Origin of the sequence: Actinoalloteichus sp. GBA129-24, assembly GCF_001941645.1 — a bacterium.
Lineage (GTDB): Bacteria > Actinomycetota > Actinomycetes > Mycobacteriales > Pseudonocardiaceae > Actinoalloteichus_A > Actinoalloteichus_A fjordicus.
The window spans coordinates 3,172,516-3,195,534 of sequence record NZ_CP016077.1; the positions used below are offsets into that span (position 1 = coordinate 3,172,516).

23 protein-coding genes are annotated in these 23,019 nt (G+C 72.1%); 14 read left to right on the top strand and 9 right to left on the bottom strand.

Going from position 1 to position 23,019, the window contains the following annotated elements:
• Position 1: 1 nt before the first annotated feature.
• The 3 genes from UA75_RS14110 to UA75_RS14120 are packed head-to-tail and all read left to right on the top strand — an operon-like array spanning position 2 to position 4,101.
• Positions 2 to 1,060: an ABC transporter permease gene (locus UA75_RS14110; protein WP_404799990.1), complete on the top strand. Its 1,059-nt coding sequence runs from the start codon at positions 2 to 4 to the stop codon at positions 1,058 to 1,060.
• Positions 1,057 to 2,034 carry an ABC transporter permease gene (locus UA75_RS14115; RefSeq protein ID WP_083683201.1) on the top strand — a complete coding sequence of 326 codons (978 nt, stop codon included), beginning with the start codon at positions 1,057 to 1,059 and terminating at the stop codon, positions 2,032 to 2,034. The genes UA75_RS14110 and UA75_RS14115 overlap by 4 nt, the downstream gene beginning before the upstream one ends.
• Complete coding sequence (locus UA75_RS14120; protein ID WP_083683202.1) at positions 2,035 to 4,101, top strand: ATP-binding cassette domain-containing protein; 2,067 nt, start codon at positions 2,035 to 2,037, stop codon at positions 4,099 to 4,101.
• A 456-nt stretch (positions 4,102 to 4,557) separates the two neighbouring features.
• On the opposite strand, the gene UA75_RS14125 is transcribed toward UA75_RS14120, so the two are convergent.
• Positions 4,558 to 5,649 (bottom strand): DNA cytosine methyltransferase, encoded by a 1,092-nt coding sequence (locus UA75_RS14125; RefSeq protein WP_075743803.1) that lies wholly within the window; start codon positions 5,647 to 5,649, stop codon positions 4,558 to 4,560.
• A 472-nt stretch (positions 5,650 to 6,121) separates the two neighbouring features.
• Between UA75_RS14125 and UA75_RS14130 the strand changes: the two genes are divergently transcribed.
• From UA75_RS14130 to UA75_RS14140, 3 genes are all read left to right on the top strand, one after another.
• Positions 6,122 to 6,568 (top strand): very short patch repair endonuclease, encoded by a 447-nt coding sequence (locus tag UA75_RS14130; protein ID WP_318533302.1) that lies wholly within the window; start codon positions 6,122 to 6,124, stop codon positions 6,566 to 6,568.
• Positions 6,569 to 6,859: 291 nt separating this feature from the next.
• Entirely contained in the window at positions 6,860 to 7,060 is a 201-nt protein-coding gene (locus UA75_RS14135; protein ID WP_075743805.1) for a cold-shock protein, read from the top strand.
• 258 nt (positions 7,061 to 7,318) lie between these two features.
• Positions 7,319 to 7,747, top strand: a complete 429-nt coding sequence (locus UA75_RS14140) for a hypothetical protein (RefSeq protein ID WP_157442218.1) — start codon at positions 7,319 to 7,321, stop codon at positions 7,745 to 7,747.
• A 66-nt stretch (positions 7,748 to 7,813) separates the two neighbouring features.
• Here the strand turns inward: UA75_RS14140 and UA75_RS14145 are convergent, their stop codons facing one another.
• The gene (locus tag UA75_RS14145) at positions 7,814 to 8,491 is read right to left on the bottom strand and encodes a class I SAM-dependent methyltransferase (RefSeq protein WP_075740634.1); all 678 of its coding nucleotides are present in this window, start codon (positions 8,489 to 8,491) and stop codon (positions 7,814 to 7,816) included.
• 205 nt (positions 8,492 to 8,696) lie between these two features.
• On the opposite strand from UA75_RS14145, the gene UA75_RS14150 reads away from it, so the two are divergent.
• Positions 8,697 to 9,260 carry a TIGR03086 family metal-binding protein gene (locus UA75_RS14150; protein ID WP_075740635.1) on the top strand — a complete coding sequence of 188 codons (564 nt, stop codon included), beginning with the start codon at positions 8,697 to 8,699 and terminating at the stop codon, positions 9,258 to 9,260.
• Positions 9,261 to 9,701: 441 nt separating this feature from the next.
• Here UA75_RS14150 and UA75_RS14155 read toward each other — a convergent pair whose 3' ends face one another.
• Together UA75_RS14155 and UA75_RS14160 are read right to left on the bottom strand one after the other, a co-directional pair.
• Positions 9,702 to 10,628, bottom strand: coding sequence for a S66 peptidase family protein (locus UA75_RS14155; protein ID WP_075740636.1), 927 nt, complete (start codon positions 10,626 to 10,628; stop codon positions 9,702 to 9,704).
• Entirely contained in the window at positions 10,625 to 12,589 is a 1,965-nt protein-coding gene (locus UA75_RS14160; protein ID WP_075740637.1) for a S9 family peptidase, read from the bottom strand. Before UA75_RS14160 ends, UA75_RS14155 begins: the two co-directional genes overlap by 4 nt.
• 113 nt (positions 12,590 to 12,702) lie before the next feature.
• Here UA75_RS14160 and UA75_RS14165 point away from each other — a divergent pair, with 113 nt between their 5' ends.
• Together UA75_RS14165 and UA75_RS14170 are read left to right on the top strand one after the other, a co-directional pair.
• Complete coding sequence (locus tag UA75_RS14165) at positions 12,703 to 13,269, top strand: DUF3090 domain-containing protein (RefSeq protein ID WP_075740638.1); 567 nt, start codon at positions 12,703 to 12,705, stop codon at positions 13,267 to 13,269.
• Between the two features lie 16 nt (positions 13,270 to 13,285).
• Positions 13,286 to 14,080 (top strand): SCO1664 family protein, encoded by a 795-nt coding sequence (locus tag UA75_RS14170; protein ID WP_075743806.1) that lies wholly within the window; start codon positions 13,286 to 13,288, stop codon positions 14,078 to 14,080.
• Positions 14,081 to 14,357: 277 nt separating this feature from the next.
• Here the strand turns inward: UA75_RS14170 and UA75_RS14175 are convergent, their stop codons facing one another.
• Positions 14,358 to 14,753 (bottom strand): GNAT family N-acetyltransferase, encoded by a 396-nt coding sequence (locus UA75_RS14175; protein ID WP_075740639.1) that lies wholly within the window; start codon positions 14,751 to 14,753, stop codon positions 14,358 to 14,360.
• 149 nt (positions 14,754 to 14,902) lie between these two features.
• On the opposite strand from UA75_RS14175, the gene UA75_RS14180 reads away from it, so the two are divergent.
• Together UA75_RS14180 and UA75_RS14185 are read left to right on the top strand one after the other, a co-directional pair.
• Complete coding sequence (locus tag UA75_RS14180) at positions 14,903 to 15,370, top strand: dCMP deaminase (protein ID WP_075743807.1); 468 nt, start codon at positions 14,903 to 14,905, stop codon at positions 15,368 to 15,370.
• A gap of 273 nt (positions 15,371 to 15,643) precedes the next feature.
• Positions 15,644 to 16,441, top strand: a complete 798-nt coding sequence (locus tag UA75_RS14185; RefSeq protein WP_075740640.1) for an SAM-dependent methyltransferase — start codon at positions 15,644 to 15,646, stop codon at positions 16,439 to 16,441.
• Positions 16,442 to 16,627: 186 nt separating this feature from the next.
• On the opposite strand, the gene UA75_RS14190 is transcribed toward UA75_RS14185, so the two are convergent.
• From UA75_RS14190 to UA75_RS14200, 3 genes are all read right to left on the bottom strand, one after another.
• Positions 16,628 to 16,876, bottom strand: coding sequence for a hypothetical protein (locus tag UA75_RS14190; RefSeq protein ID WP_075740641.1), 249 nt, complete (start codon positions 16,874 to 16,876; stop codon positions 16,628 to 16,630).
• 172 nt (positions 16,877 to 17,048) lie between these two features.
• The gene (locus UA75_RS14195) at positions 17,049 to 17,432 is read right to left on the bottom strand and encodes a DUF3037 domain-containing protein (RefSeq protein ID WP_075740642.1); all 384 of its coding nucleotides are present in this window, start codon (positions 17,430 to 17,432) and stop codon (positions 17,049 to 17,051) included.
• Positions 17,429 to 18,187 (bottom strand): HipA family kinase, encoded by a 759-nt coding sequence (locus UA75_RS14200; RefSeq protein WP_232237754.1) that lies wholly within the window; start codon positions 18,185 to 18,187, stop codon positions 17,429 to 17,431. Before UA75_RS14200 ends, UA75_RS14195 begins: the two co-directional genes overlap by 4 nt.
• Positions 18,188 to 18,484: 297 nt before the next feature.
• On the opposite strand from UA75_RS14200, the gene UA75_RS14205 reads away from it, so the two are divergent.
• Together UA75_RS14205 and UA75_RS14210 are read left to right on the top strand one after the other, a co-directional pair.
• Complete coding sequence (locus UA75_RS14205; protein WP_075740643.1) at positions 18,485 to 19,903, top strand: sigma 54-interacting transcriptional regulator; 1,419 nt, start codon at positions 18,485 to 18,487, stop codon at positions 19,901 to 19,903.
• A 23-nt stretch (positions 19,904 to 19,926) separates the two neighbouring features.
• Positions 19,927 to 21,936: a vWA domain-containing protein gene (locus tag UA75_RS14210; protein ID WP_412459537.1), complete on the top strand. Its 2,010-nt coding sequence runs from the start codon at positions 19,927 to 19,929 to the stop codon at positions 21,934 to 21,936.
• 430 nt (positions 21,937 to 22,366) lie between these two features.
• On the opposite strand, the gene UA75_RS32835 is transcribed toward UA75_RS14210, so the two are convergent.
• On the bottom strand, positions 22,367 to 22,555 hold the full coding sequence (locus tag UA75_RS32835) for a hypothetical protein (protein ID WP_157434172.1): 189 nt from the start codon (positions 22,553 to 22,555) through the stop codon (positions 22,367 to 22,369).
• On the opposite strand from UA75_RS32835, the gene UA75_RS14215 reads away from it, so the two are divergent.
• On the top strand, positions 22,545 to 22,982 hold the full coding sequence (locus UA75_RS14215) for a nuclear transport factor 2 family protein (RefSeq protein ID WP_198044259.1): 438 nt from the start codon (positions 22,545 to 22,547) through the stop codon (positions 22,980 to 22,982). The two genes, UA75_RS32835 and UA75_RS14215, sit on opposite strands and share 11 nt — an antisense overlap.
• The last annotated feature ends 37 nt before the right edge of the window (positions 22,983 to 23,019 follow it).

Consider the following 23,019-nt stretch of genomic DNA (forward strand, 5'->3'; position numbering starts at 1 on the left):
CCTGGTGAGTGATGTGCTCGCCCCCTCCGAGTCTCTGGGCGACGCCCCGGACTCGGAGGGGCGTTCAGGGGGCGGCAGCGGCCTTGCTCGGTACGTGGCGAGCAAGGTCGCCGGTGCGGCGACGAGCCTGCTCCTGGTGATCCTGCTCGGGTTCTTCCTGTTCCGGGTGCTGCCCGGCGACCCGGTGCAGACGATGACCAGGGGCCGGGCGGTCAGTGCCGAGCAGATCGCGGAGCTGCGAGAGCGCTTCGGCCTCGATCTGCCGCTGTGGCAGCAGTTCATCGACTACCTGTTCGGCGTGCTGCGCGGCGACCTCGGGGTGTCCTACTTCTACAGCAGGCCGGTCTCGGACCTGATCGCCGAGCGCTTCTGGCCGACGGTGCTGCTCGCGGGCTCGGCCACCATCCTCGCGGTGCTGCTGGGCATCTGGCTGGGCACGCGCAGCGCCTGGCGGCACGGCAGTCGGTTCGATCGGACCGCCACGGGCGTGGCGCTGACCCTCTGGTCGGTGCCCACCTTCTGGCTCGGCCTGATCGTGCTGATGGTCTTCGCCGTCGGCGTCGGGCCGATCCCCGGCATGTTCCCCACCGGGGGCATCACCTCGCCCGACACTCCCCCCGGCGTGATCCCCTACGTCCTGGACGTGGCACATCACCTGGTGCTGCCCTGCATCACGATGGTCGCGGTGATCTTCGCCCAGTATCAGATGGTGATGCGCTCCTCCCTGCTGGAGGAGATGGGCGCCGACTACCTGACCACGGCGCGGGCCAAGGGACTGCGGGACGAGCTGGTGCGACGCAGGCATGCCGTGCCCAACGCGATGCTGCCGACGGTGACGCTGATCTTCCTGCACCTGGGGCTCGTGGTGTCCGGGGCGATCATGGTGGAGACGGTGTTCTCCTGGCCGGGGCTCGGCCTGCTGACCTACCAGGCTCTGGACGTGCCCGACCTGCCGCTGCTCCAGGGCACCTTCATCGTCCTGGCGGGTGCCGTCGTGGCGATGAACCTGGTCGCCGACCTCCTCTATCGATTCCTCGACCCCAGGGTGCGTGCCTCATGACCGAGACGCGAAGCCCCAGCGACGACGGTCCTGCCGAGCGGGTCTCGGTCCCGCCTGCCGGGGGCGACGGGCCGGTCGTCAAGCCCCGCAGCCCCAGGGCCATCGCCTGGGCCCGGCGCAGACGGGCCTTCGCCACCGGCTGGACGTCCTTCCGCAGTCAGCGGGCCGGCCTGGTCGGTCTCATCGCGCTGGCGGTCATCGCCGTGCTGGCACTGGCGGCGCCGCTGCTGACGGACGCCACCGGGCTGGACGTCACCCAGGCCACGGCGGACCGGCTCGAGCCGCCGAGCATGCAGTACTGGCTCGGCACCGACGAGAACGGCCGGTCCGTGCTGCTGCTCACCTGGTGGGGCGCGCGGATCTCGCTGCTCGTCGGCCTGGCCGCCACGGTGCTGTCGGTGGGCATCGGCACGCTCGTCGGCGTGCTCGCCGCGCACTTCGGCGGGCTCACCTCGGCGGCGCTGATGCGGGTCACCGACTTCTTCCTGGTCGTCCCCTCGCTGGTCCTGGCGATCGCGTTGTCCACGGTGCTCGCCAGAGGCCTGGGCACCATCGTGCTGGCCATCGGCCTCACGGCCTGGCCGACCACCGCTCGACTCGTCCGCGCCCAGACCCTCGCGGTGGAGGCCAGGCCCTACATCGAGCGGGCCAAGGCACTGGGTGCGGGCCACGGCCATCTCATCGGCAGTCACGTACTGCCGGGCGTGCTGCCGCTGGTGTTCGCCAACACCACGTTGGCCGTGGCCAGCGCGGTGATCGCCGAGTCCACGCTGTCGTTCCTCGGGCTCGGCGACCCGACGCAGGTGTCCTGGGGGGCGATGCTGAAGTCCGCGATGGACACCGGCGCGGTCACCGGGGGCGCCTGGTGGTATCTGCTGCCGCCCGGTCTGGGCATCGTCACGGTCGTGCTGGCCTTCACCCTGTGCGGCAGGGCCTTGGAGACAGTGCTCAATCCACGTTTGCGGGGGCGTTAGGTGACGTTGCTGGAGCTGAGAGACCTCACCGTCGACTACCGGTCGACGCGGGGGCCGGTGCCCGCCGTGCGCGGAGTGAACCTGAGCCTGGACGCGGGTCAGACCCTCGGCCTGGCGGGCGAGTCCGGCTGCGGCAAGAGCAGCGTGGCGATGTCGGTGCTCCGACTGCTCCCGCGTACGGCACAGCTGGGCGGCGAGGTGCTGCTCGACGGCGAGGACGTCCGCACCATGTCCTGGAGCAGGCTCCGCGCGGTGCGCTGGGCCGGGGCCTCGGTCGTCTTCCAGGGCGCGATGCACGCGTTGAACCCGGTCCGCACGGTCGGCGAGCAGATCGCCGAGCCGATCCGGCTGCACGGCATCGACGCCTCGGCGTCCGCCTCGCCGCCGGGGACAGGCACGACCGCGCCCGCAGACTCGGCGGGCAAGGGCGGTCGGGCCGCGACCGGCGGGAACTCGCGGCCGTCCTCCTCGAGGGTCGACCGGCGGGTGGTCGAGCTGCTCGGCCAGGTGGAACTGCCTGCCGGCCGTGCCTCGGCCTACCCGCACGAGCTGTCCGGCGGCCAGCGGCAACGGGTGATGATCGCCATGGCGCTGGCCTGTTCGCCCCGGCTGATCATCGCCGACGAGCCGACCACGGCGTTGGACGTCATCGTGCAGGCCCAGGTCCTGGAACTGATGACCCGCCTGGTGGCCGATCGAGGCCTCGGCCTGATGATGATCAGTCACGATCTGTCGGTGCTCGCCTCCTGCTGTGAGCGGCTGGCGGTGATGCACGAGGGGAAGATCGTCGAGGAAGGCCCGGCCAAGGCGGTGATCGCCGATCCCGAGCACGCGCACACCCGCGCACTCGCGGCGGCGTTCCCGGAGGTCGGCGACCCGGCATCACGTCTGACGTCGGGACGGGCGGGGGCCGGGGTCGAGCGGATCGTGGCCTTGGACCCCGCGTCGGCCCCCGTGCCCGCGCCCGAGCCGACGACCGGGGCCCTTCAGCCGCTGCTGTCGGCCACGGGCGTCTCCGTGGTCTTCCGAGGCAGGCACGGCGGCCGGACCCGCGCGGTCGACGGCGTCGACCTGCACGTCGAACGAGACGAGATCGTCGCGCTGGTCGGACAGTCCGGATCGGGCAAGACGACCATGGCCCGTTCGCTGGTCGGCCTGCAGCCGTTGGCGGCGGGGCGAGTGCTGTTCGAGGGGAAGCCGCTGCCGACCGGCGGGCGTGGCCTGCGGGACTACCGTCGCCAGGTCCAACTCGTCCTCCAGGACCCGACGGGGGCCCTGAACCCGCGCCACAGCGTCTACGAGTCGGTGGCGGAGGGCCTGCGGATCCACCAGGTTCCCGGCGACGAGCAGGAGCTGGTCGCCGCCGCGTTGGAACAGGCCGAACTGCGTCCTGCGGAGCGCTTCTTCACCGCGCTGCCGGACGAGCTGTCCGGCGGACAGCGGCAGCGGGTGGTGATCGCGGGCGCCCTGGCGCTGTCGCCGAGGGTGCTGGTCGCGGACGAGCCCGTCGCCTCCCTGGACGCCTCGGTGCGCGGCGAGATCCTCGCCCTCCTGCTGAACCTCCGTGTCCGACTGGGCCTGTCCACCCTGGTCATCACGCACGACCTCGGACTGGCCTGGGCGATCGCCGATCGCGTGGCCGTGATGTACCGGGGCCGGATCGTGGAGACGGGGACCGTCGAGGAGGTGCTGTCCGATCCGCAGCACGAGTACACCCGCAGGCTCCTCGCGGCCGTGCCCGCGCCGCTCGCGCGTCATCGGCCTGATCTGCTCGGGACTCCTGATCTCGGCACCCCCGCACTCGGCATCACGGTGACGGATCCGGCTGCGCCCGGCGGCGACCTGCCGCCGGCCCCGCCCCCCGGCGCCGCAGCCGCGACAGCCGCGACGGCAGGCGAGGCCGTCGACTCGGCGGATCTCCGTTCCGCGCAGCCTTCCGACGCCGAGCCTGCGGCGGTGGAGCCCTCGGCCGCCGGCCTGACCGCTGTGGGCCCGGCAGGCGGGGACACGGCGGGCCTGTCGAGCGGTACGGAGTCGACGACGGGCGGCGAGACCGACCGGACCTGACGGACCAGACCGCCGCCGAGGTCGACCACGAGGGAGGCGGCGGTCTTCGGCCTCGGCCGTGCCGCCGTCTCGTACCACGGCCGTCGCTCGCCCGGCTGCGCGCTGTCTCGCCTGCTGAGCCGCGAGCCACGTGTGTGTCCGTGGGACTGCCCGCCGTGCCACTGCTCGGCCTCGGTGGCCGCCGCTCTGGCGCGGGGCGCACCACGTCGCAGTGCCGTGGTGCCGCGGGCCGCCGGCTCAGGGGGCCGCAGACCCGTGCGTGCCGCTGCGCCACACGAGCTGTCTGCCGGTCGGCCTCGACGGCGATCGGACCTCGCAGCCTGCCGCGCGGCGCGGACCGAATCGGCTTCCTGCGCTGTCCGGCGAGGTCAAGAAGGTGCCCGCGCCCGACGTCCGGCATCGGCACGTCCGGTCCACCGCTGCCGTCACCTGAGCGGCGGCTGCCGCGCGCCCGCGTCAGGCCAGCGCCGCCGAGACCTGCCCCGCCAACGCGCGGGCGAGGCCGAGGGGCACCGCGTTGCCGATCTGTCTCGCGATCTCGGCCTTCGTGCCGCACCAGCGGAAGTCGGCGGGAAAGTCCTGGAGCAGGGCTGCCTCGTAGTGGGTGATCGGCCGGTTCACCCGGCGGGCGGGTGCGTCCGCCTCCCACTGCGGATGCAGGTACTGGCCCTTCTCCGGCTTGAAGAACTCGGTGCGGATGGTCAGCGAGGGCGCGTCCCAGCGCATCCGGCCCATCACGTCGGTGGTCCCGGTGGGCTTGTCCCGCCAGCACCTCGGCAGCAGCTCTCTCGGCACGTCGAACCGCCCCCCGCCCGGCGGAACGGAGTCGTAGCGCCGCAGGGACAGTTCGGTCGGCCGTCGGCCCAGATGCAGGTCCAGCCCGCTGAAGACGCCGGGAAAGACCCGACCGAAGAACGTGGTCGTCGTCTTGGGCAGCTCGGTGGTGTGCGGACGTTCCGGCAGTTCGGCGATGCGGCTGCGGGTGCCTGCCCAGGGCAGCAGGCTCGCGGCCCCGCCCTCCGTCTCACCTCGGCCGTGCGTCGGGTCCGGGAGCGCGATCGGGCCGACGCGGGAGCCGATGATGATGGTGCGGCGCCTGCGCTGCGCCACGCCGTAGTCCGCGGCGTTCAGATGGCCGTAGGTCAGCGTGTAGCCGGCCAGACTGCCCCCGTCGACCTCGGCCCGCAGCAGGCCGAACTCGGGGCTGCTGAGGAAGCGGTCGACGTTCTCGATCACGAACACCTTCGGGTTCGCCGCGCGCACGACGCGTACGTACTCCCGCCAGAGCTGGTTGCGCGGGTCGGCGAGGTCACGACTGCCCAGGCTGGAGAAGCCCTGACACGGCGGCCCGCCGACCACGACGTCCACCGACGGAACCTCCGCCGCCGGCACGGTCGCGATGTCGACCGGCCGCACGTGATCCTCGCCGAAGTTCGCGGCGTAGGTGGCGGCGGCGTACGGATTGGACTCCACCGCGAGGGCCGTGTCGAAGCCTGCCGCGACGAACCCGCCGGTCATCCCGCCGCACCCTGCGAACAGGTCGATCATCGTCGGCACGGCGTCATCGTAAGCCGGACGGGGGACGGACCCCGTGGTCGGCCCGCCGTTCCGCCGGGTCGCGAGCCTGCCGACTCCGGCTCGTCCGGATTCCTCGGCGACGTCCGGGGTCGTCCTCGTGGGGCCTGCACCGCCAGGCGCGTGGGCTGAGCCCGCGATGTGCCGAGCCGCCAGGGGACGGCGGCCGGGAGTCCGGTCGAGCCGGGGCGGGCCGGAGCCGGTCTGGGCGGTGGCTCGTGCGCCTCGGACCGTCATGATGAGGCGGAGCCCGATGCCGCAGCTCGCACCAGAGTGGATCAGCAGGCCTCAGCGCGGCGCGATCGGCGCCTCCGGCGTTTGGGCATGCGGGCGGGCGGCACGGCCGTTCTCGGCAGCCACAGGCCCCCGGACGAGGGTTCGTCGCGCGCGTGCGCGTGCGTCGGGTATGCCGACGGCGTCGCGGGCGGTCATTAGGCTGCCCGGCGTGACGGGTGCGGCGAAGGCGGAGTCCTGGGCCTCCTCGCCGGGAGTGCGCACGGGCATGCGGGCCAACAAGGGGCGGGACACTCGGCCGGAGCTGGCCGTGCGCCGAGCCGTCCACGCCATGGGACTGCGGTATCGAGTCTCCGCTCGTCCGCTGCCCGGCCTGCGGCGCACGGCGGATCTGCTCTTCACCCGCGTCAAGGTCGCCGTCTTCGTCGACGGCTGCTTCTGGCACGGCTGCCCACGACATCACACGGTCGCCAAGACCAACGCCGAGTACTGGGCGGAGAAGGTCCGTCGCAACCGCGAACGCGACCGGGAGACCGACCGACTGTTGATCGAGGCAGGCTGGCGGCCGTTGCGTCTCTGGGAGCACGAGTCGGTGGACGAGGCGGCTCTGCGCATCGCGGAGGAGGTCCGCCGCGAAGCCCGCCCGAAGCATTCGTGACCGGCCCGACCATCGATCCGGGGCGATCTTGGGTCGGCCCTGGGACGCACCGAGACCCCGTGTCGACACGCCGGGAGAGATTCGCCCATTGGGCCGCTACCTACCCGCCGCGATCGTGCTACGGTTGCGCCGGTTGCTGTTGCAGTTCCTCGCATGTTCTTGGACGCCCGCGGAGCCACATAGCGGGCGTTTTCTGTACGTGGGCCCCGGTCCATGACGGGGGACGACGAACCAGAACCCGGGATCCGCGAGGTGCGGATCCCGAATCGTCCCTACAAGGAGACACAGTTCATGGCTCAGGGCACCGTCAAGTGGTTCAACTCGGAGAAGGGCTTCGGCTTCATCGCGCAGGACGGAGGGCCGGACGTGTTCGTCCACTACTCCTCCATCGACACTCAGGGCTTCCGTACGCTTGAGGAGAACCAGCGCGTGGAGTTCAACATCACCCAGGGCAACAAGGGTCCGCAGGCGGAGCAGGTTCGCCCCATCTGATCTCGAACCCAAGTGTGAACACCCAGGTGTGAACGAGGTGCCCCGACGAGTTCGTCTCGTCGGGGCACCTCGGGTATGTGGACATGGTTCACCGATCGAGGTCGACTTCCGGCGCATCCGTTGTTCGGCGGGTGACGAGCCCGTTAACGTGGAGCCGGAAGTCCGGGTAGCCGTCGTGGAGACCGGATGACCTCTCGTCCGGCCGCACTCGGGTGCGCAACCCGGCCGCACCGGGTGCACGACACAGGGAGAAATGCAGTGACACGGAGGGTCGACCTAGGCGCGGTCCGGTTCCGACTTCGGATGAACTGGCTCCGTCGGATCATGCTGACCTTGACCGGGTCGACGCCGCGCAGCTGTCGGGTCGACGTGGGACTGCATCAGGTGGTCATCCGTGCAGGCCGGTTCTTCCGCACCGCGTTCCCGCTCCGATCGGTCTCCTCGGTGATCGTCCTGCCGCACCACCGCGTCCCCGGCGCAGACGCCGGCCCGGACGGCGTGCGGCTGCTCGGAGCACGCACGGCGTTGGTCCAGATCCTCCTGGAGGCCCCGGCACACGCTCGCAAGCTCGGCAAGCGCATCGCCGTCCGCCGCGTGACCCTGAGCGTCGACGACCCGAGCCTGTTGATGACGGTGTTGAGCAATCGAGGCCACCGCCGCGCCGGGCGACGTTCCGTCACCCCCTGAGCCGCCCCGCCCACGGGCGAAAGCCGGCCCGGTTCCGCCCTCGTCGAGTCTTCCGACGCCTGCTGATCAACTCGGCTCTGCCGCCATCCGCCACACCGTGGTCCGTTTGACCGCCGTGTCCTCCAACGCGGCCACCACCGGGACCTCGTAGTCGGCGAGCGCGTCGAATCGACTGCGCGGCAGATACATCCGCCCCGGATCGCCGACCAGCACCAGCGCCCCTCTGGCCTGCGCCCTGGCCAGCATCGGCAGCACCCGCGCCGCCATCGGCCGTTCGTAGAAGACGTCGCCCGCCAGGACCACCTGGGCGCCGAGCCCGTCGCCGTCGAGCAGGTCCGCCGGACTTGCGGTCACCGCGACCTCGTTGATCGCCGCGTTCAACCCGATCACCGCGACGGCGAGATGATCGATGTCGCTGGCGACGACGTCGGCGGCACCCGCCAGCGCGGCGGCGATCGCGACCAGTCCCGAACCCGACGCCAGATCGAGCACCCGACGCCCCGCCAACAGCTCCGGATGATCGAGCACATGTCGGGCCAGCGCCTGCCCGCCCGCCCACGGGAAGGCCCAGAACGGCGGGGGAGTGTCCGATCGCCCGGACGAGTGTTCGATGCGCTCCCACAGCTCGATCGCCTCGGCAGCCAGCCGTAACCGGACCTCTGGGACCAGGGGAGTGGTGGTGACGGCCGTCTGGGCGTGGATGAAGTCGATCCGGGCGGCCGTGCTGAGTTCGTCGCCATGCACGCCGTGATCCTCGTGCAAGGCGGACGCACGCGGTCGCCCGGGTTCGCCTCAGACTCGCCGAACCGGGGTGCCGACTCCGCTCCGTGACCGGCGATCCGAGTGCCGTCGGCTGCGCAATGATCCTCCTGCGGATTCGGAGCCGCGTCTTAGGCTTTCGAGGACGACTCGGTGGCCCGCCCACCGTTCGCGACCCGAGGAGGAACCGATGGACCTGCTCGATGCCCACCGCCGGGCGATGGAGGAGTTCGACCGTCGTGTGCGGGCGGTGCCCGTCGACCGCTGGGACGCGGCCACGCCGTGTGCCGAATGGACGGTCCACGATCTGGTGAATCATCTGGTCGTCGAGCAGCTCTGGGTACCGCTGCTGCTGGACGGCGCCACCGTCGCCGAGGTGGGTGACCGCTTCGACGGCGACCAGCTCGGCTCCGATCCGGTCGCGGCCTGGTCGGCTGCCGCCCGTGTCGCCGAGGAGGCCTGGCAGGAGCCGGGTGCGGTGGAGGGCATGGTGCACGTCAGCACCGGGCTCATTCCAGCGGCGGAGTACGGCTGGCAGATGGTCGACGACCTGACGGTGCACGCTTGGGATCTGGCCGTCGGGATCGGCGTGGACAGCGCCTTGGATGACGGCCTCGTCTCCGCCGTCCACGACGACCTGCGACCCCATATCGACGAGTGGCGTGGTGCGGGTCTCTTCGCGCCGCCGCTGCCTGCGCCCGCGGGGGCGAATGAACAGGACCGGCTGCTGGCCTGGCTGGGCAGGCAGGTCTGATCGACTCGCCGCCCGACGGCACCGGGTGACGCCGCCCGCCATCCGAGTGGCCCTCCGGGAGTCGGCGTGGGCGTGCGGCACCACGGCGACGGGGTCCGGGCGAGGGGATGCCGCGATCGGCGAGAGCCGAGCGGCGCGGGCGTGGACCGGCCGACTGTCCGGTCTCCGGCGTCCGCCGATGCAGTACGGGGAGTACGGGCCGCCATGCTCGACGGGGCCCGAGCATCGAGGTGGAGCCGGGCGGGCGGCCCCGCGCCGTCGGACGCCTCGGCGCGGGGCGTCACGAGGCGGGCGAGCGCCCGCCCCGTCGGGGGCCCGACGAGTTGTCGGCTCGGCGCCTTCCGACGGCGGTGCGGCCGTCTCGACGGGTTCGGCGTCGAGAAGGGCCGCCGCCGGCATCGCGGGGGCTCCCCGGACGGCCGTCGCCGTGCCGGGGACCGGTCAGGTCAAAGCGGCTTCGTCGAGTCTCAGCGTGCCCGCATCGGCATCCAGCTCCACCGGCACGCCCAGGGGCACGGTGAGCTGATCATCACAGTGGCCGAAGCCCAGCTCCCAGCCGACGGGCACGCCCAGCCCGCCCAGCCGATCGAGCACCAGCGTCCGGACGTCCGCCAGCGGTCCGCAGTCGGTCCAGGAGCCGAGCGCGAAGCCCGCGACGTCCTGCCACCAGCCCGCCCGGTCCAGCTGGGTGAGCATCCGATCCAGTCGGTAGAGGTCCTCGCCGACGTCCTCCAGCAGCACGACCGCCCCCGGCGGCGGCGGATAGGCGTCGGTGGTGCCGATGTCGGCGGCCAGCAGACTGAGGTTTCCGCCCCAGCTGAGTCCTCGTGCCCGGCCGGACACCAGCGGTCCCGCTCCCGGCCTGCCCAGCACGAGGGCGGACTCCGGTTCCAGCAGGGTTCGACGCAGCGTCTCCACGGCGCCGGGGTGATCGACGAACGGCGCGCTGCCCACCATCGGCGAGAACAGCGTCACGAGGTCCAGCCTGCTGCCGAAGGCCTGATGCAGGGCCGTCACGTCGCTGGACCCGGCGAACACCTTCGGCGGTGCCCCGGCGAACGCCGCGAGGTCGAGCCGTTGCAGGGTTCTGGTGCAGCCGTAGCCGCCCCTGGCACAGAGCACGCCCGCGATGTCCGGGTCGAGCCAGGCCTTCGTGAGGTCCTCGGCGCGATCCTCGTCCCGGCCCGCCAGGTAGGGGAAGTCCGGATGCCGGTCCAGGACGTGGGCGCCCACCACGACGTCGAGCCCCCAGCTCTCCAGGATCGCCACCCCGGCAGCCAGCACCGGGGCCGTCACCGGTCCTGCGGGGGCGACGATCGCCACCCGATCGCCGGGGACCAGCCTGCGAGGGCGTCGGGCGCCCGTCATCGGCGCAGGGACAAGGTCGGCACGCCGGGGGCCTCGAACTCGAGAACCTGCGCGTAGAAGGACAGTTCGGCCTCCAACGCCGTCCGAACGGTCTCGGCACGACGGAAGCCGTGCTGTTCGCCCTCGAACGCGAGGTAGGCGAAGGGGATGCCGCGTCCGTCGAGTTCGTCGACGAACCGTTCGGACTGCTCCGGCGGGCAGATCTCGTCTTCGAGCCCCTGCAGCAGCAGGATCGGCCCGGCGAGGCGGTCGACGTTGTTCACGGGAGACCGCTGCTGATAGCGCTGCGCGGTCTCCGGGAGAGGGCCCACCAGGCTGTCGAGGTAGCGGGACTCGAAGTCGTGGGTCTCCCCGGAGCCCCAACCCGTGAGGTCCAGGATCGGGTACATGGCGGTGCCGCAGCGGTAGACCGAGACCGTGGTCAGCGACGCGGCGGTGGTCCAGCCGCCCGCGCTGCCGCCCCGGATCGCCAGGCGCTGCCGGTCGGCGGTCCCCTCGGCGGCGAGCGCCTCGGCGACGGCGGCACAGTCGGCCACGTCCACCACGCCCCAGGACTCGCGCAGCCGCTCGCGGAAGGCCCGGCCGTAGCCGGAGGACCCGCCGTAGTCGACGGCGACCACACCGATGCCCCGGCTGGTGAAGTAGGCGATGGTGGGATCGAGGACGGTGGTGTTCTGACCGGTCGGCCCGCCGTGGACGTGGACGAGGAACGGCGGCAGCTCACCGTCCGGGGCCGCGAAGTCCGGGTTGGTCGGCGGATACACGTGGGCCGGGATCTGCTGCCCGTCCGGCCCGGTGAACATCCGGGTCGTCGGCACCGGGAGCCAGGCCTGGGCAGGCAGACCCGCAGGCTGCCCGGTGAGGACTCGCGGGGTCAGCGTGGCCACGTCCACGGCCACGACGGCGGGCTTGCTCTTCGGCCCGCTGGCCACTCCGATGATCGTCTTCCCGTCGCAGGCCAGCGTCGAGCGCCAGGTCGGCAGTGGGGACTCGACGTCGGTGAGACCGCCGTCGGCCTCGTCGAGCAGGGCGAGTCTGCCGCCGCACAGCACCGCGTGCCTGCCGTCGCCCAACGGCGCCAGCCAGCTCGCGCCGAGCTGCCACAGCGGCCCGCCGATCTCGACCTCGGCGGTCAGCAGCGGCGTGACGACCCCGGCCAGGGTGACCCGGTGCGGGTTCCACCAGCCTGCCGGGTCGGTGAGCGCGTAGAGGGACTCGTCGTCGGCCCAACGGAGCTGACACACCGACTCGGTCGGTCCGCCCGCGAGCACTCGATGGGGCTCGAAGCCGTCCTCGGTGATCTTCGCCACGCAGAGTTCCGTGCCGTCCCACGGCATCGCGGGATGCTCCCAGCCGATCCACGCGGCGTGCCTGCCGTCCGGGCTCGGCCGGGGGGCGGTGAGGAAGTGGTGGCTCGCGGCGAGGACCCGCACGGCCGTCGCGTCCTCGCCCGCCGCGCCCGAGACGGGCAGGGCGACGAGATCACGCCGAACGTCGACGCGGGAGTCGCCGACGACCGTCTCCCGGACGCACCAGACCTCTCGGCCACCGGGACCGGCCACCAGTTCCCCGTAGCGAGCGCCCTGCGGCCGGTCGGGAACGGGGCTGGCAGGCCGGGGAACGGCCTCGGGATCGGTGAGGTCGAGCAGGTAGACCCGCTGATCGTCCCAGTGGGTGAAGGCCACGTGCCTGCGACCGTCGGCCTCGAAGGCGACCCAGGGCCTGCCGCCGTACTCGTGCACCCGGTTGCGGACGTTCCAGGGCGCCCCCAGCACCTCGGCGACGATCCCGTCGTCGGTCTCACGCATCAGCGCGACCCGGCCGCCCTCTTCCGGACGGCTCTCCGTCCACCAGGCCGCACCGAAGGCGAGGTCCGCTGCGAGGACTCCACCGCCTGACTTCGCCGCGTCGGCCGCGTCGATCGGCGAGGTCCACGTTCCGTAGGGAGAGATCGTCACCACCCCGGCAGCGTAGCCGCGCGCGTGCCCCGGAACACAGAAGCAGAGGGATTCCGTCGCGAACCGGGGGGAGCGCGCTGCCCGGTGCAGCCCGGTGGCCTAGTGTCGTCGGTGTCATGGCTCGTGTCATTCATGTATTCCGTCAACCCGACCGGTTCATCGCCGGGACCGTCGGGCAGCCTGGCGAGCGCAGTTTCTACCTGCAGGCGTCCGAGGACGTCCGCAAGGTGAGCGTTCAGCTGGAGAAACAACAGGTCTCGGTGCTCGCCGAACGCATCGGCGCCCTCCTTGAGGAGGTGGCGCTGCGTTTCGACACCGAGGTCCCCGGTGCGGCGCCCGAGGCGGTCATCGACGTGGAACCACTCGACGTCCCGGTCGAGGAGGAGTTCCGCGTCGGAACCATGGGATTGGGTTGGGACGCCGAGACGCACGCGGTGGTCATCGAACTGCTGGCGATGACAGAGGAGGAGGTCGACGAGTCGGTCGTACTCGACGACACCGAGGAGGGTCCGGACGCGCTCCGGGTGTTCCTCACTCCGCTGCAGGCCAGGGCCTTCGCGGCGCGGGCCGAACGGGTGGTCAACGCCGGACGCAAGCCGTGTCCGCTGTGCGGCGAGCCGTTGGACCCCGCCGGGCACATCTGTCCCCGGCAGAACGGCTATCGCCGCGGCGACGAGGGCTGAGGCGAAGCCGGTGCCGGTGCAGCCCGATGATCCCGCTGCCCTCGACTTCCTGCGCCGAGGCCGCATCGAGGTCGAGGGGCGGATGGTCGCCGCCTCCAACGCCACGCTGTTCTGCGCGATCGAACTGGACGGTGTCGAGGCGCACTGCGTCTACAAGCCGGTGCGGGGCGAGCAGCCGTTGTGGGACTTCCCCGACGGCACGCTCGCGGGCCGCGAGGTGGCGACCTACCTGATCAGCGCGGCCGCGGGGTGGGACCTGGTCCCGCCGACGGTGCTGCGCCCCGGGCCGTTCGGGCCGGGCATGGTGCAGTTATGGATCGACACCGACACCGACTCCGAGCTGGTGGACGTGGTGGGTGTGGACGCGATCCCGGCGGGCTGGCGGCCGGTGCTGCACGCTCACGACCGAGCGGGTGAGCCCGCCGTGCTGGTCCATGCCGATCATCCGCGCCTACGGACGATGGCGGTGCTCGACGCCGTGATCAACAACGCGGACCGCAAGGGCGGGCATGTGCTGAGCACGGCCGAGGGCGCGGTGTACGCGGTCGATCACGGCATCTGCCTCCATGCCGAGGACAAGCTTCGCACGGTGCTGTGGGGCTGGATCGACCAGCCCGTGGGCGAGGAGACGCTGGAGGTCCTCGGCTCGCTGCGCGCCCGGCTGGCGGGCCCGCTCGGCGAGGAACTCCATGATCACCTCACACGCAAGGAGGTCGAGGCGTTGGGTCTGCGCCTCGACCGGCTGGCCGCTGCGGGCGTGTACCCCTCGCCATCCGAGGGCTGGCCCGCGATCCCGTGGCCCGCGTTCTGACCGGTCCGCCAGGACTCTTGCGCTTGTCCGTCATGACGGGGATCACGTGGTCGGAAAGGGTGTCATCGGCCTGGATAGCCGCAGGTCAACAAGTATCGGCCCCGCGCACGCGGGGATGGACCCGCGGGAATCGACCGAGCAAATGCACTCATGGTATCGGCCCCGCGCACGCGGGGATGGACCGCTCGAGATGACCCTGCCGATCGGGGGCGCCGCCCCGGGCACCGGGGATCGGCGCCCGGCGTCCGGGTGCGCCAGCCAGACGTCTGCCGGTGCGCTACAAGGCGATGACGCCAGCCTTGGTCGGCCGGAATCCGCAGGCGTCCAGGTAGAAGCCGCTCAGGCGGCCTTCGAAGTCGACGTGCAGCCACTCGCAGCCCGCCGCCGAGGCCTCCCGCATCGCCACCGCCACCAACTCCGCCCCGACACCTCGACGCTGGAGGGATTCGGCCACCACCGTGTCCACCAGGAAGGCATGACCGGCCCCGTCCCAGGCGACGTTGACGAAGCCGACGAGGTCGTCGTCCGCCCACGCGCACACCCAGCCCAGGCTGTGTCGGCTGACCTGACCCCACCAGTCGTGCGGAACGGGCGCATGACCGAAGCCCTCGGCGTGCAGCCGCTCGACGGCCGCGCTGTCGAACCCGCCGCGCCACGCGTACTCGATCTCCATCGCCGGACAGTAATCGAGCAGATCGGCGCCGGAGTCCGATGCGAATCGTGCCTGTCACGGGTCCGCGGGAGGTCCGGCCGGGCGATCTTGCCGAGCCCGGCACCTGCCGAGTCCCCGTCGCCGGGCCCCGGCGGGCAGACTGGACGGTCATGACCACACCCGCCGTCCCGTCCTCCCACGACCGCGCACTGCTGCTGCGGGCCGTCGCCCTCGCCGAGGAGTGCCCCCGCTCCGCGAGCGCCTTCTCCGTCGGTGCGCTCGTCGCCGACGCGGCAGGCGAGGTCATCGCCACCGGATACTCGCGGGAGACCGGCTCCCACGACCACGCGGAGGAGATCGCGCTCGCCCGGTTGTCCCCGACCGATCCTCGGCTGGCGACCGCGACGATCTACAGCTCACTGGAACCGTGCAGCACCCGGTCCTCGCATCCGAGGAGCTGCACCCGGCTGATCCTCGACACGCCCATCCCGCGCATCGTCTTCGCCTGGCGAGAGCCCGAGGTCTTCGTCGACTGCGAAGGCGCCGAGCAGCTCCGCGCCGCAGGGCGCGAGGTGATCGAGCTGAGCGAGTTCGCCGACCTCGCCCGCCATCCCAACGCCCACCTCCTCGGCGGCTGACCACCCCGGACGTCGGGTCGGTCCCGCGCGGCGAGCCAGCGTCGACGCCGCCGGGCACGGCACAGGTCGGCCGGGGCCGAACGCCACGGCGTCGGCCGGGGGCGAGGACGGAGCGAGCGAGAACGCTGTTTCTGCTCCGATGTCAACCCCTTGACCGAAGTGGATCACCTCGGCAGGCTGCGCAGCGGGCAATGACGCCGGACGGTCGACTCGACCGGTGCGGCGTCGCCGTGACTCGGTCGCTCGGCTTGTTCTCTCGGAGGGAGCAGCACGATGGAGACCGATGTGAGCTGGACCGGCACCGGGATCGACCTGGACCGGCCCAACGCCGCGCGCATGTACGACTACTACCTCGGCGGCGCCTTCAACTTCGCCGCCGATCGGCATCTCGCCGAACAGGCCTTACAGGTCATGCCCTGGATGCGGGAGGCGGTGGCCGCGAACCGCTCCTTCCTCGGGCGGGCGGTGCGCCACTGCGTCGAGCAGGGCATCCGGCAGTTCCTCGACCTGGGATCGGGCATTCCGACGGTCGGCAACGTGCACGAGATCGCGCAGGCGGCCGAGCCGAGCTGTCGAGTGGCCTATGTCGACAACGAGCCGGTGGCGGTCGCCCACAGCAGCCACCTGCTGGCGGACGATCCACAGACGACCATCACGCAGGCGGACCTGCGTGATCCGGAGCAGGTCCTGGCCGCACCGACGGTCCGCGAGGTGATCGACTTCGCCGAGCCGGTCGCCTTGCTCGCGGTGGCGGTGCTGCACTTCGTCCCCGAGGAGCGACGGCCGGAGGAGATCCTCGCCGGGTACCGCCAGACGATGGCGCCGGGCAGCAGGCTGGTGATCTCGCACGTGACCGCCGATCACGATCCCGAACAGGCGAGGGCGGCTTCACGGGTCTACCAGCGGGCCGACACCCCGGTGCTGCCGCGCAGTCGAGAGCGGCTGACGGCGATGCTGACCGGTTTCACCCTCCTGGCGCCGGGCCTGGTGGACGCGACGGAGTGGCACGGCGTGCTCAACGCCGACGCGGAGCATGCGGGCTTCTACGCGGCGGTCGCCTCGGTCGACTGAGCCGACCCGAGATCGCCTGGCGGAGGGGCGTCGGGATCGAGCCGGATCACCCGCCGACGTCTCGACGGCCCGGTTGATCGGCGCGTGGCCGGAGATCCGCCGGGACGTCGACGCGGCCAGGCGACGGGGACCGTCGCTCGCCGACCGGTGCGCCCGGCCGCCGTGCGCCCTCGGGCCGTGGCAGGCTCAGGCCTTTCCTGATCCGTGCTGGCCGAATCGGTGCTTCTGGTCGGCGGCGAAGGCGTCGATCCGTTCGAACAGCGGCGTCGCCGCCCAGGCGGCCAGCGTCCACAGTCCGAAGAAGGCCAGGTAGGTCAGCGGCAGACCCGTGAGGGGGATGTCGGCCAGCCCGGCGAACAGCGCGAAGACCAGGGTCATGAACGCGGCTGAGACCAGGGCGGTCACGATGCGATGACGAGCGCTGGAACGGTTCATCGTGCTTCCTCTCCTCCGAGAGACGAGAGCCTGCTGTCTCTCGGATGTGTCGAGTCCGACTACGTCGGGACACGTCTCCCGCGATGGTAGGCGCGCAGCGATCAGGAGTCTCGCATCGAAGTCGACACGCCACGATCGGTGCAAATCCGCAACCTAGGGCCGCCGATCGGCGTCACCGCACCAGTGCGGTCGTCAGCCGGTCCAGCTCGGCCGCTGGATCGTCGGTCAGTCCGGCGTGGACCGCGCCGGTCTGCACGACCGTGCTGCGCGGCGCGGTCAGCCAGCGGAACCGCTGTCCGAGGCTGGTCTGACACGCGGGCACCTGTCGATCGGCGCCCGAGCACACCCGCTCGACGGCGTGCAGCGCCGCGACGACCGACTCCACGTCGACGTGGGGGTCCAGCGCCCGTAGTCGGTCGGCGTCCAGATCGACGGCGGCACCGAGGTAGTCCAGCCTGCCGCAGTACAGCAGGACCCCGGCGTTGATCGACTCGGCGCGCTCGATGCGGGGCATCACGCGCAGCGTCGCGTACTCGAACACGACCAGCTCGCTCATGCCGTCCCTCCGGGAAGCCAGCTCGGTGCCGACTCGATCCGACGCAGGAAGTAGTCCACGTAGGCGGCTCGCCGATGGAACGCGTCCGAGTCGCCGTCCTCGTCGACGAGCCAGCGATCGGGCACCAGCGCCGTGATCTCGGTGAGCAGTGACTCGGTCACCTTCGGCGCCAGTTCGCGGTGGGCCGTCGCCGGGTCGGCCGCATGTCGGACGAGCACATGATCCTCCGACCGGAAGGGCCTGCCCGCCGCCGTCCCGGCCCGAGGCCAGTCGTGGTGGAACCAGAGCGCCGCCCCGTGGTCGATCAGCCAGAGTTCGCGATGCCAGCGCAGCAGGTTCGGATTGCGCCAGCTGCGGTCGACGTTGTTGATCAGGCCGTCGAACCACAGCACCCGCGCGGCCTCCTCGGCGTCCGGCGGGAACGCCTCCGGATCGAAGCCGAACGCACCCGGCAGGAAGTCCATGCCCAGGTTCAGCCCGCTGCTGGCCGCGAGCAGCTCCTGGACCTCCTCGTCCGGCTCGTGCCGGGCAATGCGCGGGTCCATCTCGACCAGCACCAGATCCGGCACTCGAAAGCCGAGTCTGCGGGCCAGTTCGCCCGCGATGATCTCCGCCGCCAGCACCTTGGGACCCTGACCCGCCGCCCGGAACTTCACGACGTAGGTGCCCTCGTCGTCGGCCTCGACCAGGCCGGGGAGGGAGCCGCCCTCGCGGAGCGGTGTCACGTACCGCGTCCCGGTCACCGTCGGGATCACCCTGGCCGCCTTCCCTCGATGCCCTGCGCATCGTCGAGCACACCGTAATGCGCCCGGTTCGGGCTGGACGGGCAGGCCCGCGACGCGCGTCACCGGCTGTCCTCGGCGCGAGGCGGGCCGGGTGGCCGTGCGGCCGGCTACTGCCCGGACCGGGAGCCTGCCGCAGTCCCGGTGCTCGTCGGTGTCCGCCGCTGCCCGCGACGTTCTTCGACGGACGATCGACGTGGCGGGCCGGTCCGTCGTGAGCTGGAGTCACTCGACGTGGTCTCGTCCGCCGATTCTGCGTAGCGTCGAGGCGTGAGCGATCTCCCGGTCCCTGCCGCCCCCGCGATCCCCGACGACCTGCCCGCCACCGTGGGCGCGCTGCGTGCCACCGGACACCGGCTGCGCGGCGTCAAGGCCGAACTGCGGGAGAACCTGCTGGCCGCGCTGCGGGCGGGCGTCGATCCCTGGCCGGGCATCGTGGGCTTCGACCGGACGGTGCTGCCTCAGCTGGAACGAGCGCTGCTGGCGGGACACGACGTCGTGCTGCTCGGGGAGCGCGGCCAGGGCAAGACGAGGCTGCTGCGGACCCTCGTCGGGCTCCTCGACGAATGGGCTCCGGTGATCCGCGACGCCGAACTGGGCGAGCACCCGTTCGACCCGATCACCCCCGCGAGCCTGCGTCGGGCCGCCGAGCTGGGCGAGGACCTGCCGATCGGCTGGGTGCACCGCTCCGCGCGCTACACCGAGAAGCTCGCCACCCCGGACTCCTCGGTCGGCGACCTCATCGGCGACGTCGACCCGGTCAAGGTGGCCGAGGGCCGCAGCCTCGGCGACCCGGAGACCATCCACTTCGGTCTGGTTCCCCGGGCACATCGCGGCATCGTGGCGATCAACGAACTGCCCGACCTCGCCGAGCGCATCCAGGTCGCCCTTCTCAACGTCATGGAGGAGCGCGACGTCCAGGTGCGCGGCTACACGCTGCGCCTGCCGTTGGACGTCGTGGTCGCGGCCACCGCCAACCCCGAGGACTACACGAACCGGGGTCGGATCATCACCCCGCTCAAGGACCGGTTCGGCGCGGAGATCCGCACCCACTACCCGCTGGAGATCGCGGCGGAGACGGCGCTGGTCCGGCAGGAGGCCGAGCTGGTCGCGGAGGTCGGCGACCACCTGTTGGAGGTGCTCGCCCGGTTCGTCCGCGCGCTGCGGGAGTCCACGGCGGTGGACCAGCGATCCGGGGTGTCGGCGCGCTTCGCGGTGGCCGCCGCCGAGACGGTCGCGGCTGCGGCGCTGCGTCGTGCCGCCCGCACGGGCGAGGCCGACGCCGTGGCCCGGCCGGTGGACCTCGATGGCGTCGTACCCGTCCTGCGCGGCAAGATCGAGTTCGAGGCGGGGGAGGAGGGCCGAGAGGAGGAGCTGCTCGGTCACCTGCTGCGTCGCGCCACCGCCGACACCGCCCGCCACCTGCTCGCAGGCGTCGACCTCGGGCCGCTCGCCGAGGCCGTCGCGGGCACGCCGGTGACCACGGGCGAGCGGGTCACCGCCGAGGCGTTGCTGCGTGCGCTGCCCGAGCTGCCCGCGACGGCCGAGATCGCCAAACGGCTGGGCGCCGACCCGACCGGCCCGGCGGGACCGATCGCCTCCGCCGTCGAACTGGCGCTGGAGCTGCTCTACCTGTCGCGACAGCTCGGCAAGGACACCGAGGACGAGCAGACCGTCTACGGCGCGTGACCTGGCACGGAATCGAGGACGAGATGGACGACGGCGCTGAGGGCGGCGAGCCCCGCCGGGCCGGGCGCGAGGGCCCGGAAGGGGATGTCGCGGGCTACCGCTACGTCCGCTGGCACGGCGGACCCGACCCGCTGGCCCCGCCGATCGACCTGCGGGCGGCCCTGGCCGAGCTGGGCCGCGACGTCATGGACGGCTCGTCGACCAGGGCCGCGCTGCGCGAGCTGCTGCGGCGAGGACTGCCCGACCGCACCGGACTGGACGAGTTGACCAGACGCGTCTGGGAGCAGCGCTCCCGGCTGCAACGGCGGCATCGGGTCGACGGGACGCTGACCGAGGTCCGCGAGCTGCTCGCCCGCGCGCTGGCGGAGGAGCGGCGCGTGCTGTTCCCCGAGCCGACCGACGACGCGCGCTTCCGCGAGATGCGGCTCGACGCCCTGCCGACCAATCCCGGCCGGGCGGTGCGGGAGCTGGGCGACTACCAGTGGCGTTCCGAGCAGGCGGCCGCCGACTACGCGCGGATTCGGGAACTCCTCGGCGAACAGCTGTTGGACGCCCGGTTCGAGGGGATGCGGCAGGCGATGCGCGACGCCGGGCCGGAGCAGGTGGCCCAGGTGCGGGCGATGCTCGCCGACCTCAATGCCCTGCTCGCCGCGCACGCCGCAGGCGAGCCCGACGTGCCCGCGAGGTTCACGGCGTTCATGGCCGAGCACGGCCGGTTCTTCCCGGAACAGCCTCGCGACGTCGAGGAGCTGATCGACGTGCTGGCGGCCCGCGCGGCCGCCGCGGCCAGGACGCTCAACTCGCTGTCGCCCCAGCAGCGTGCCGAGCTGGCCGAACTGTCCAGACAGGCCTTCGGCGATCCCCGGCTGTCCGAGGCCCTCGGCGAGCTGGACGCCCGACTCCAGTCGCTGCGTCCGGGGGAGGACTGGCAGGGCAGCGGCCGGTTCCGAGGCTCTCAGCCCTTGTCACTGTCGGAGGCCGCCGAGGCGCTGACGGAGCTGGGCGAGCTCGACGAGTTGGCCGAGCAACTCGGCCAGGCCTATCCGGGTGCCCGCCTGGAGGACGTCGACCTGGCCGCGCTGGAGCGCAGGCTCGGCCCGGACGCGCGAATCGCCGTGCGCGGGCTGACCGAGCTGGAACAGGAGCTCACGCGGGGCGGCCTGCTGAGTCGCAGCGCGGACGGCAGTCTCCGGCTCACGCCGCGCGCCCTGCGCACGCTCGGCCAGGACCTGCTGCGCGACGTCCTGGATCAGACCAGGACGCGGCGCGGGGAGCGCGACACGCGACGAGCGGGGTCGGCAGGCGAGCCGACCGGGGCGAGCAGGCCGTGGCAGTTCGGCGACACCGAGCCGTGGGACGCCGCCCGGACCGCGCGCAACGCCGCGTTGCGGCGGGCCGCCCTGCCGGGACCCGTGCTGGCGGTGGCCGACATCGAGGTCGCCGAGTCCGAGACGCGGACCCGAGCGGCGGTGGTGCTGTGCGTGGACGTCTCCTGGTCGATGGTCCAGGACGGCCGCTGGGCGCCGATGAAGCGCACGGCGCTCGCCCTGCACCACCTGGTGAGCACGCGGTTCCGGGGCGACGACCTCCACCTGGTCACCTTCGGCAGGCGGGCCGCCACCACCGACATCGCGGGCCTCACCGAGCTGGAGGCGACGATGGAGCAGGGCACCAACCTGCACCACGCCCTGCTGCTCGCAGGCCGACATCTGCGGCGGCACCCCGATGCGATGCCGGTCGTCCTGGTGGTCACCGACGGCGAGCCCACCGCGCATCTGGAACCCGACGGCGAGGCGGTGTTCGACTACCCGCCTCGGCCGGAGACGCTGCGCGCCACGCTGGCGGAGGTGGAGGCGCTGGCCAGGGCGGGCACCGCGCTCAGCGTGTTCCGGCTCGGTGACGACGAGCGGCTCACCGTGTTCGTCGACCTGCTCGCGCGCCGGGCGGGCGGCCGGGTGTTCGCCCCGGATCTCGACGGGCTGGGCGCGGCGGTGGTCGGCGACTATCTGCGCACCCGGCGGTCCCGCCGCTGAGGACGACCCGAGACGGCGGTCTCGGGCGACGGGCGCTGCCGGTCGTCGATCGGTCGCCTGACGGCGTGATCTCGGTTGAGTTTCTGGGCGGGCGGCGGGTCCGTGACGAGGCCTGGCCACCGCCTGGAGTGGCGTGGGTCAGGTGGCAGCTTGGCGCCTTGGTCGTCACCAGACGAGCAGGTCAGGAAGTATCGGCCCCGCGCATGCGGGGATGGCTCCCGGGCACTGGCAACCGACGGTGCCGTCAGCGAATCGACCCTGCGCAGGGACGGCTCGATCGTGATCGCCCGCGGTTGGCGGGCCGCGCTGTCAACCGTGCGTACGCGGGAGTGATTCTCGGCCTGTGCGGCACGCGCCCGATTCGGGCCTCGACAAGTGTCTGAGGCTCTCCTGAACAGGATCGATGCCGACCGCGCTGGGGGCAGAACAACTAGCCGAGTCGGGCGAAGGCGGCGTCGACGGCGGCAGTGAGGCGTGCCGGTTCGTTGTCCGCTGCCGCGCGTCCGGCATGGAAGCACGCGATCCCCAGCTCGGCGGCGAGCGAGGCGGTCTCGCGATCGGCGCCGCTCTCGGCCAGCAGCGCGATGATCTCGGCCTTCGTCGCGGCGATGGAGGCCAAGGACCTCTCCGCCGTCGTCGACATGATCGACCGCGACGTGGAGCTGACGGTGGCACTGTCCTTCACCGGAGAACCGGAGCCTGCGGCCCGCTTCGTCGGCGATGAGCAGGTCCTCGGCTACCTGACCGGCGTGTTCACGAACATGGCGACCATCGACTTCGTCGACGAGCGGGTGAGCGTGACCGCCGACGGCGCCACCTCCTTCCGCCAGGCGAACGGCGACTTCACCACCGCCGACGGCAGGCCCTACCGCAACGCCTACGTCGTCCGCCTGGACGGGCACGAGGGTCGCCTACCAAGGTCGAGGAGTACGGCAACCCGATCACCTACTGCCAGACCTTCGGCGATCCGACCTGCTGACGCGCGCCCCCGACCCGGTCGCCACTCGGCCCCACGAGGGCCCTGCGCTGTGCCGAACAGGGAGTGACCACGACCGAGGGCGGTGGACTTCGGCGATTCACGCG

What these genes read in the sequence shown, in the direction of transcription:
- UA75_RS14115 (WP_083683201.1), top strand. Translation starts at nt 1,057, where the DNA reads ATGACCGAGACGCGAAGCCCCAGCGACGACGGTCCTGCCGAGCGGGTC.
- UA75_RS14125 (WP_075743803.1), bottom strand. Translation starts at nt 5,649, where the DNA reads ATGATCGACCTGTTCGCAGGGTGCGGCGGGATGACCGGCGGGTTCGTC.
- UA75_RS14135 (WP_075743805.1), top strand. Translation starts at nt 6,860, where the DNA reads ATGGCTCAGGGCACCGTCAAGTGGTTCAACTCGGAGAAGGGCTTCGGC.
- UA75_RS14150 (WP_075740635.1), top strand. Translation starts at nt 8,697, where the DNA reads ATGGACCTGCTCGATGCCCACCGCCGGGCGATGGAGGAGTTCGACCGT.
- UA75_RS14155 (WP_075740636.1), bottom strand. Translation starts at nt 10,628, where the DNA reads ATGACGGGCGCCCGACGCCCTCGCAGGCTGGTCCCCGGCGATCGGGTG.
- UA75_RS14165 (WP_075740638.1), top strand. Translation starts at nt 12,703, where the DNA reads ATGGCTCGTGTCATTCATGTATTCCGTCAACCCGACCGGTTCATCGCC.
- UA75_RS14175 (WP_075740639.1), bottom strand. Translation starts at nt 14,753, where the DNA reads ATGGAGATCGAGTACGCGTGGCGCGGCGGGTTCGACAGCGCGGCCGTC.
- UA75_RS14180 (WP_075743807.1), top strand. Translation starts at nt 14,903, where the DNA reads ATGACCACACCCGCCGTCCCGTCCTCCCACGACCGCGCACTGCTGCTG.
- UA75_RS14185 (WP_075740640.1), top strand. Translation starts at nt 15,644, where the DNA reads ATGGAGACCGATGTGAGCTGGACCGGCACCGGGATCGACCTGGACCGG.
- UA75_RS14190 (WP_075740641.1), bottom strand. Translation starts at nt 16,876, where the DNA reads ATGAACCGTTCCAGCGCTCGTCATCGCATCGTGACCGCCCTGGTCTCA.
- UA75_RS14195 (WP_075740642.1), bottom strand. Translation starts at nt 17,432, where the DNA reads ATGAGCGAGCTGGTCGTGTTCGAGTACGCGACGCTGCGCGTGATGCCC.
- UA75_RS14210 (WP_412459537.1), top strand. Translation starts at nt 19,927, where the DNA reads ATGGACGACGGCGCTGAGGGCGGCGAGCCCCGCCGGGCCGGGCGCGAG.
- UA75_RS14215 (WP_198044259.1), top strand. Translation starts at nt 22,545, where the DNA reads ATGGAGGCCAAGGACCTCTCCGCCGTCGTCGACATGATCGACCGCGAC.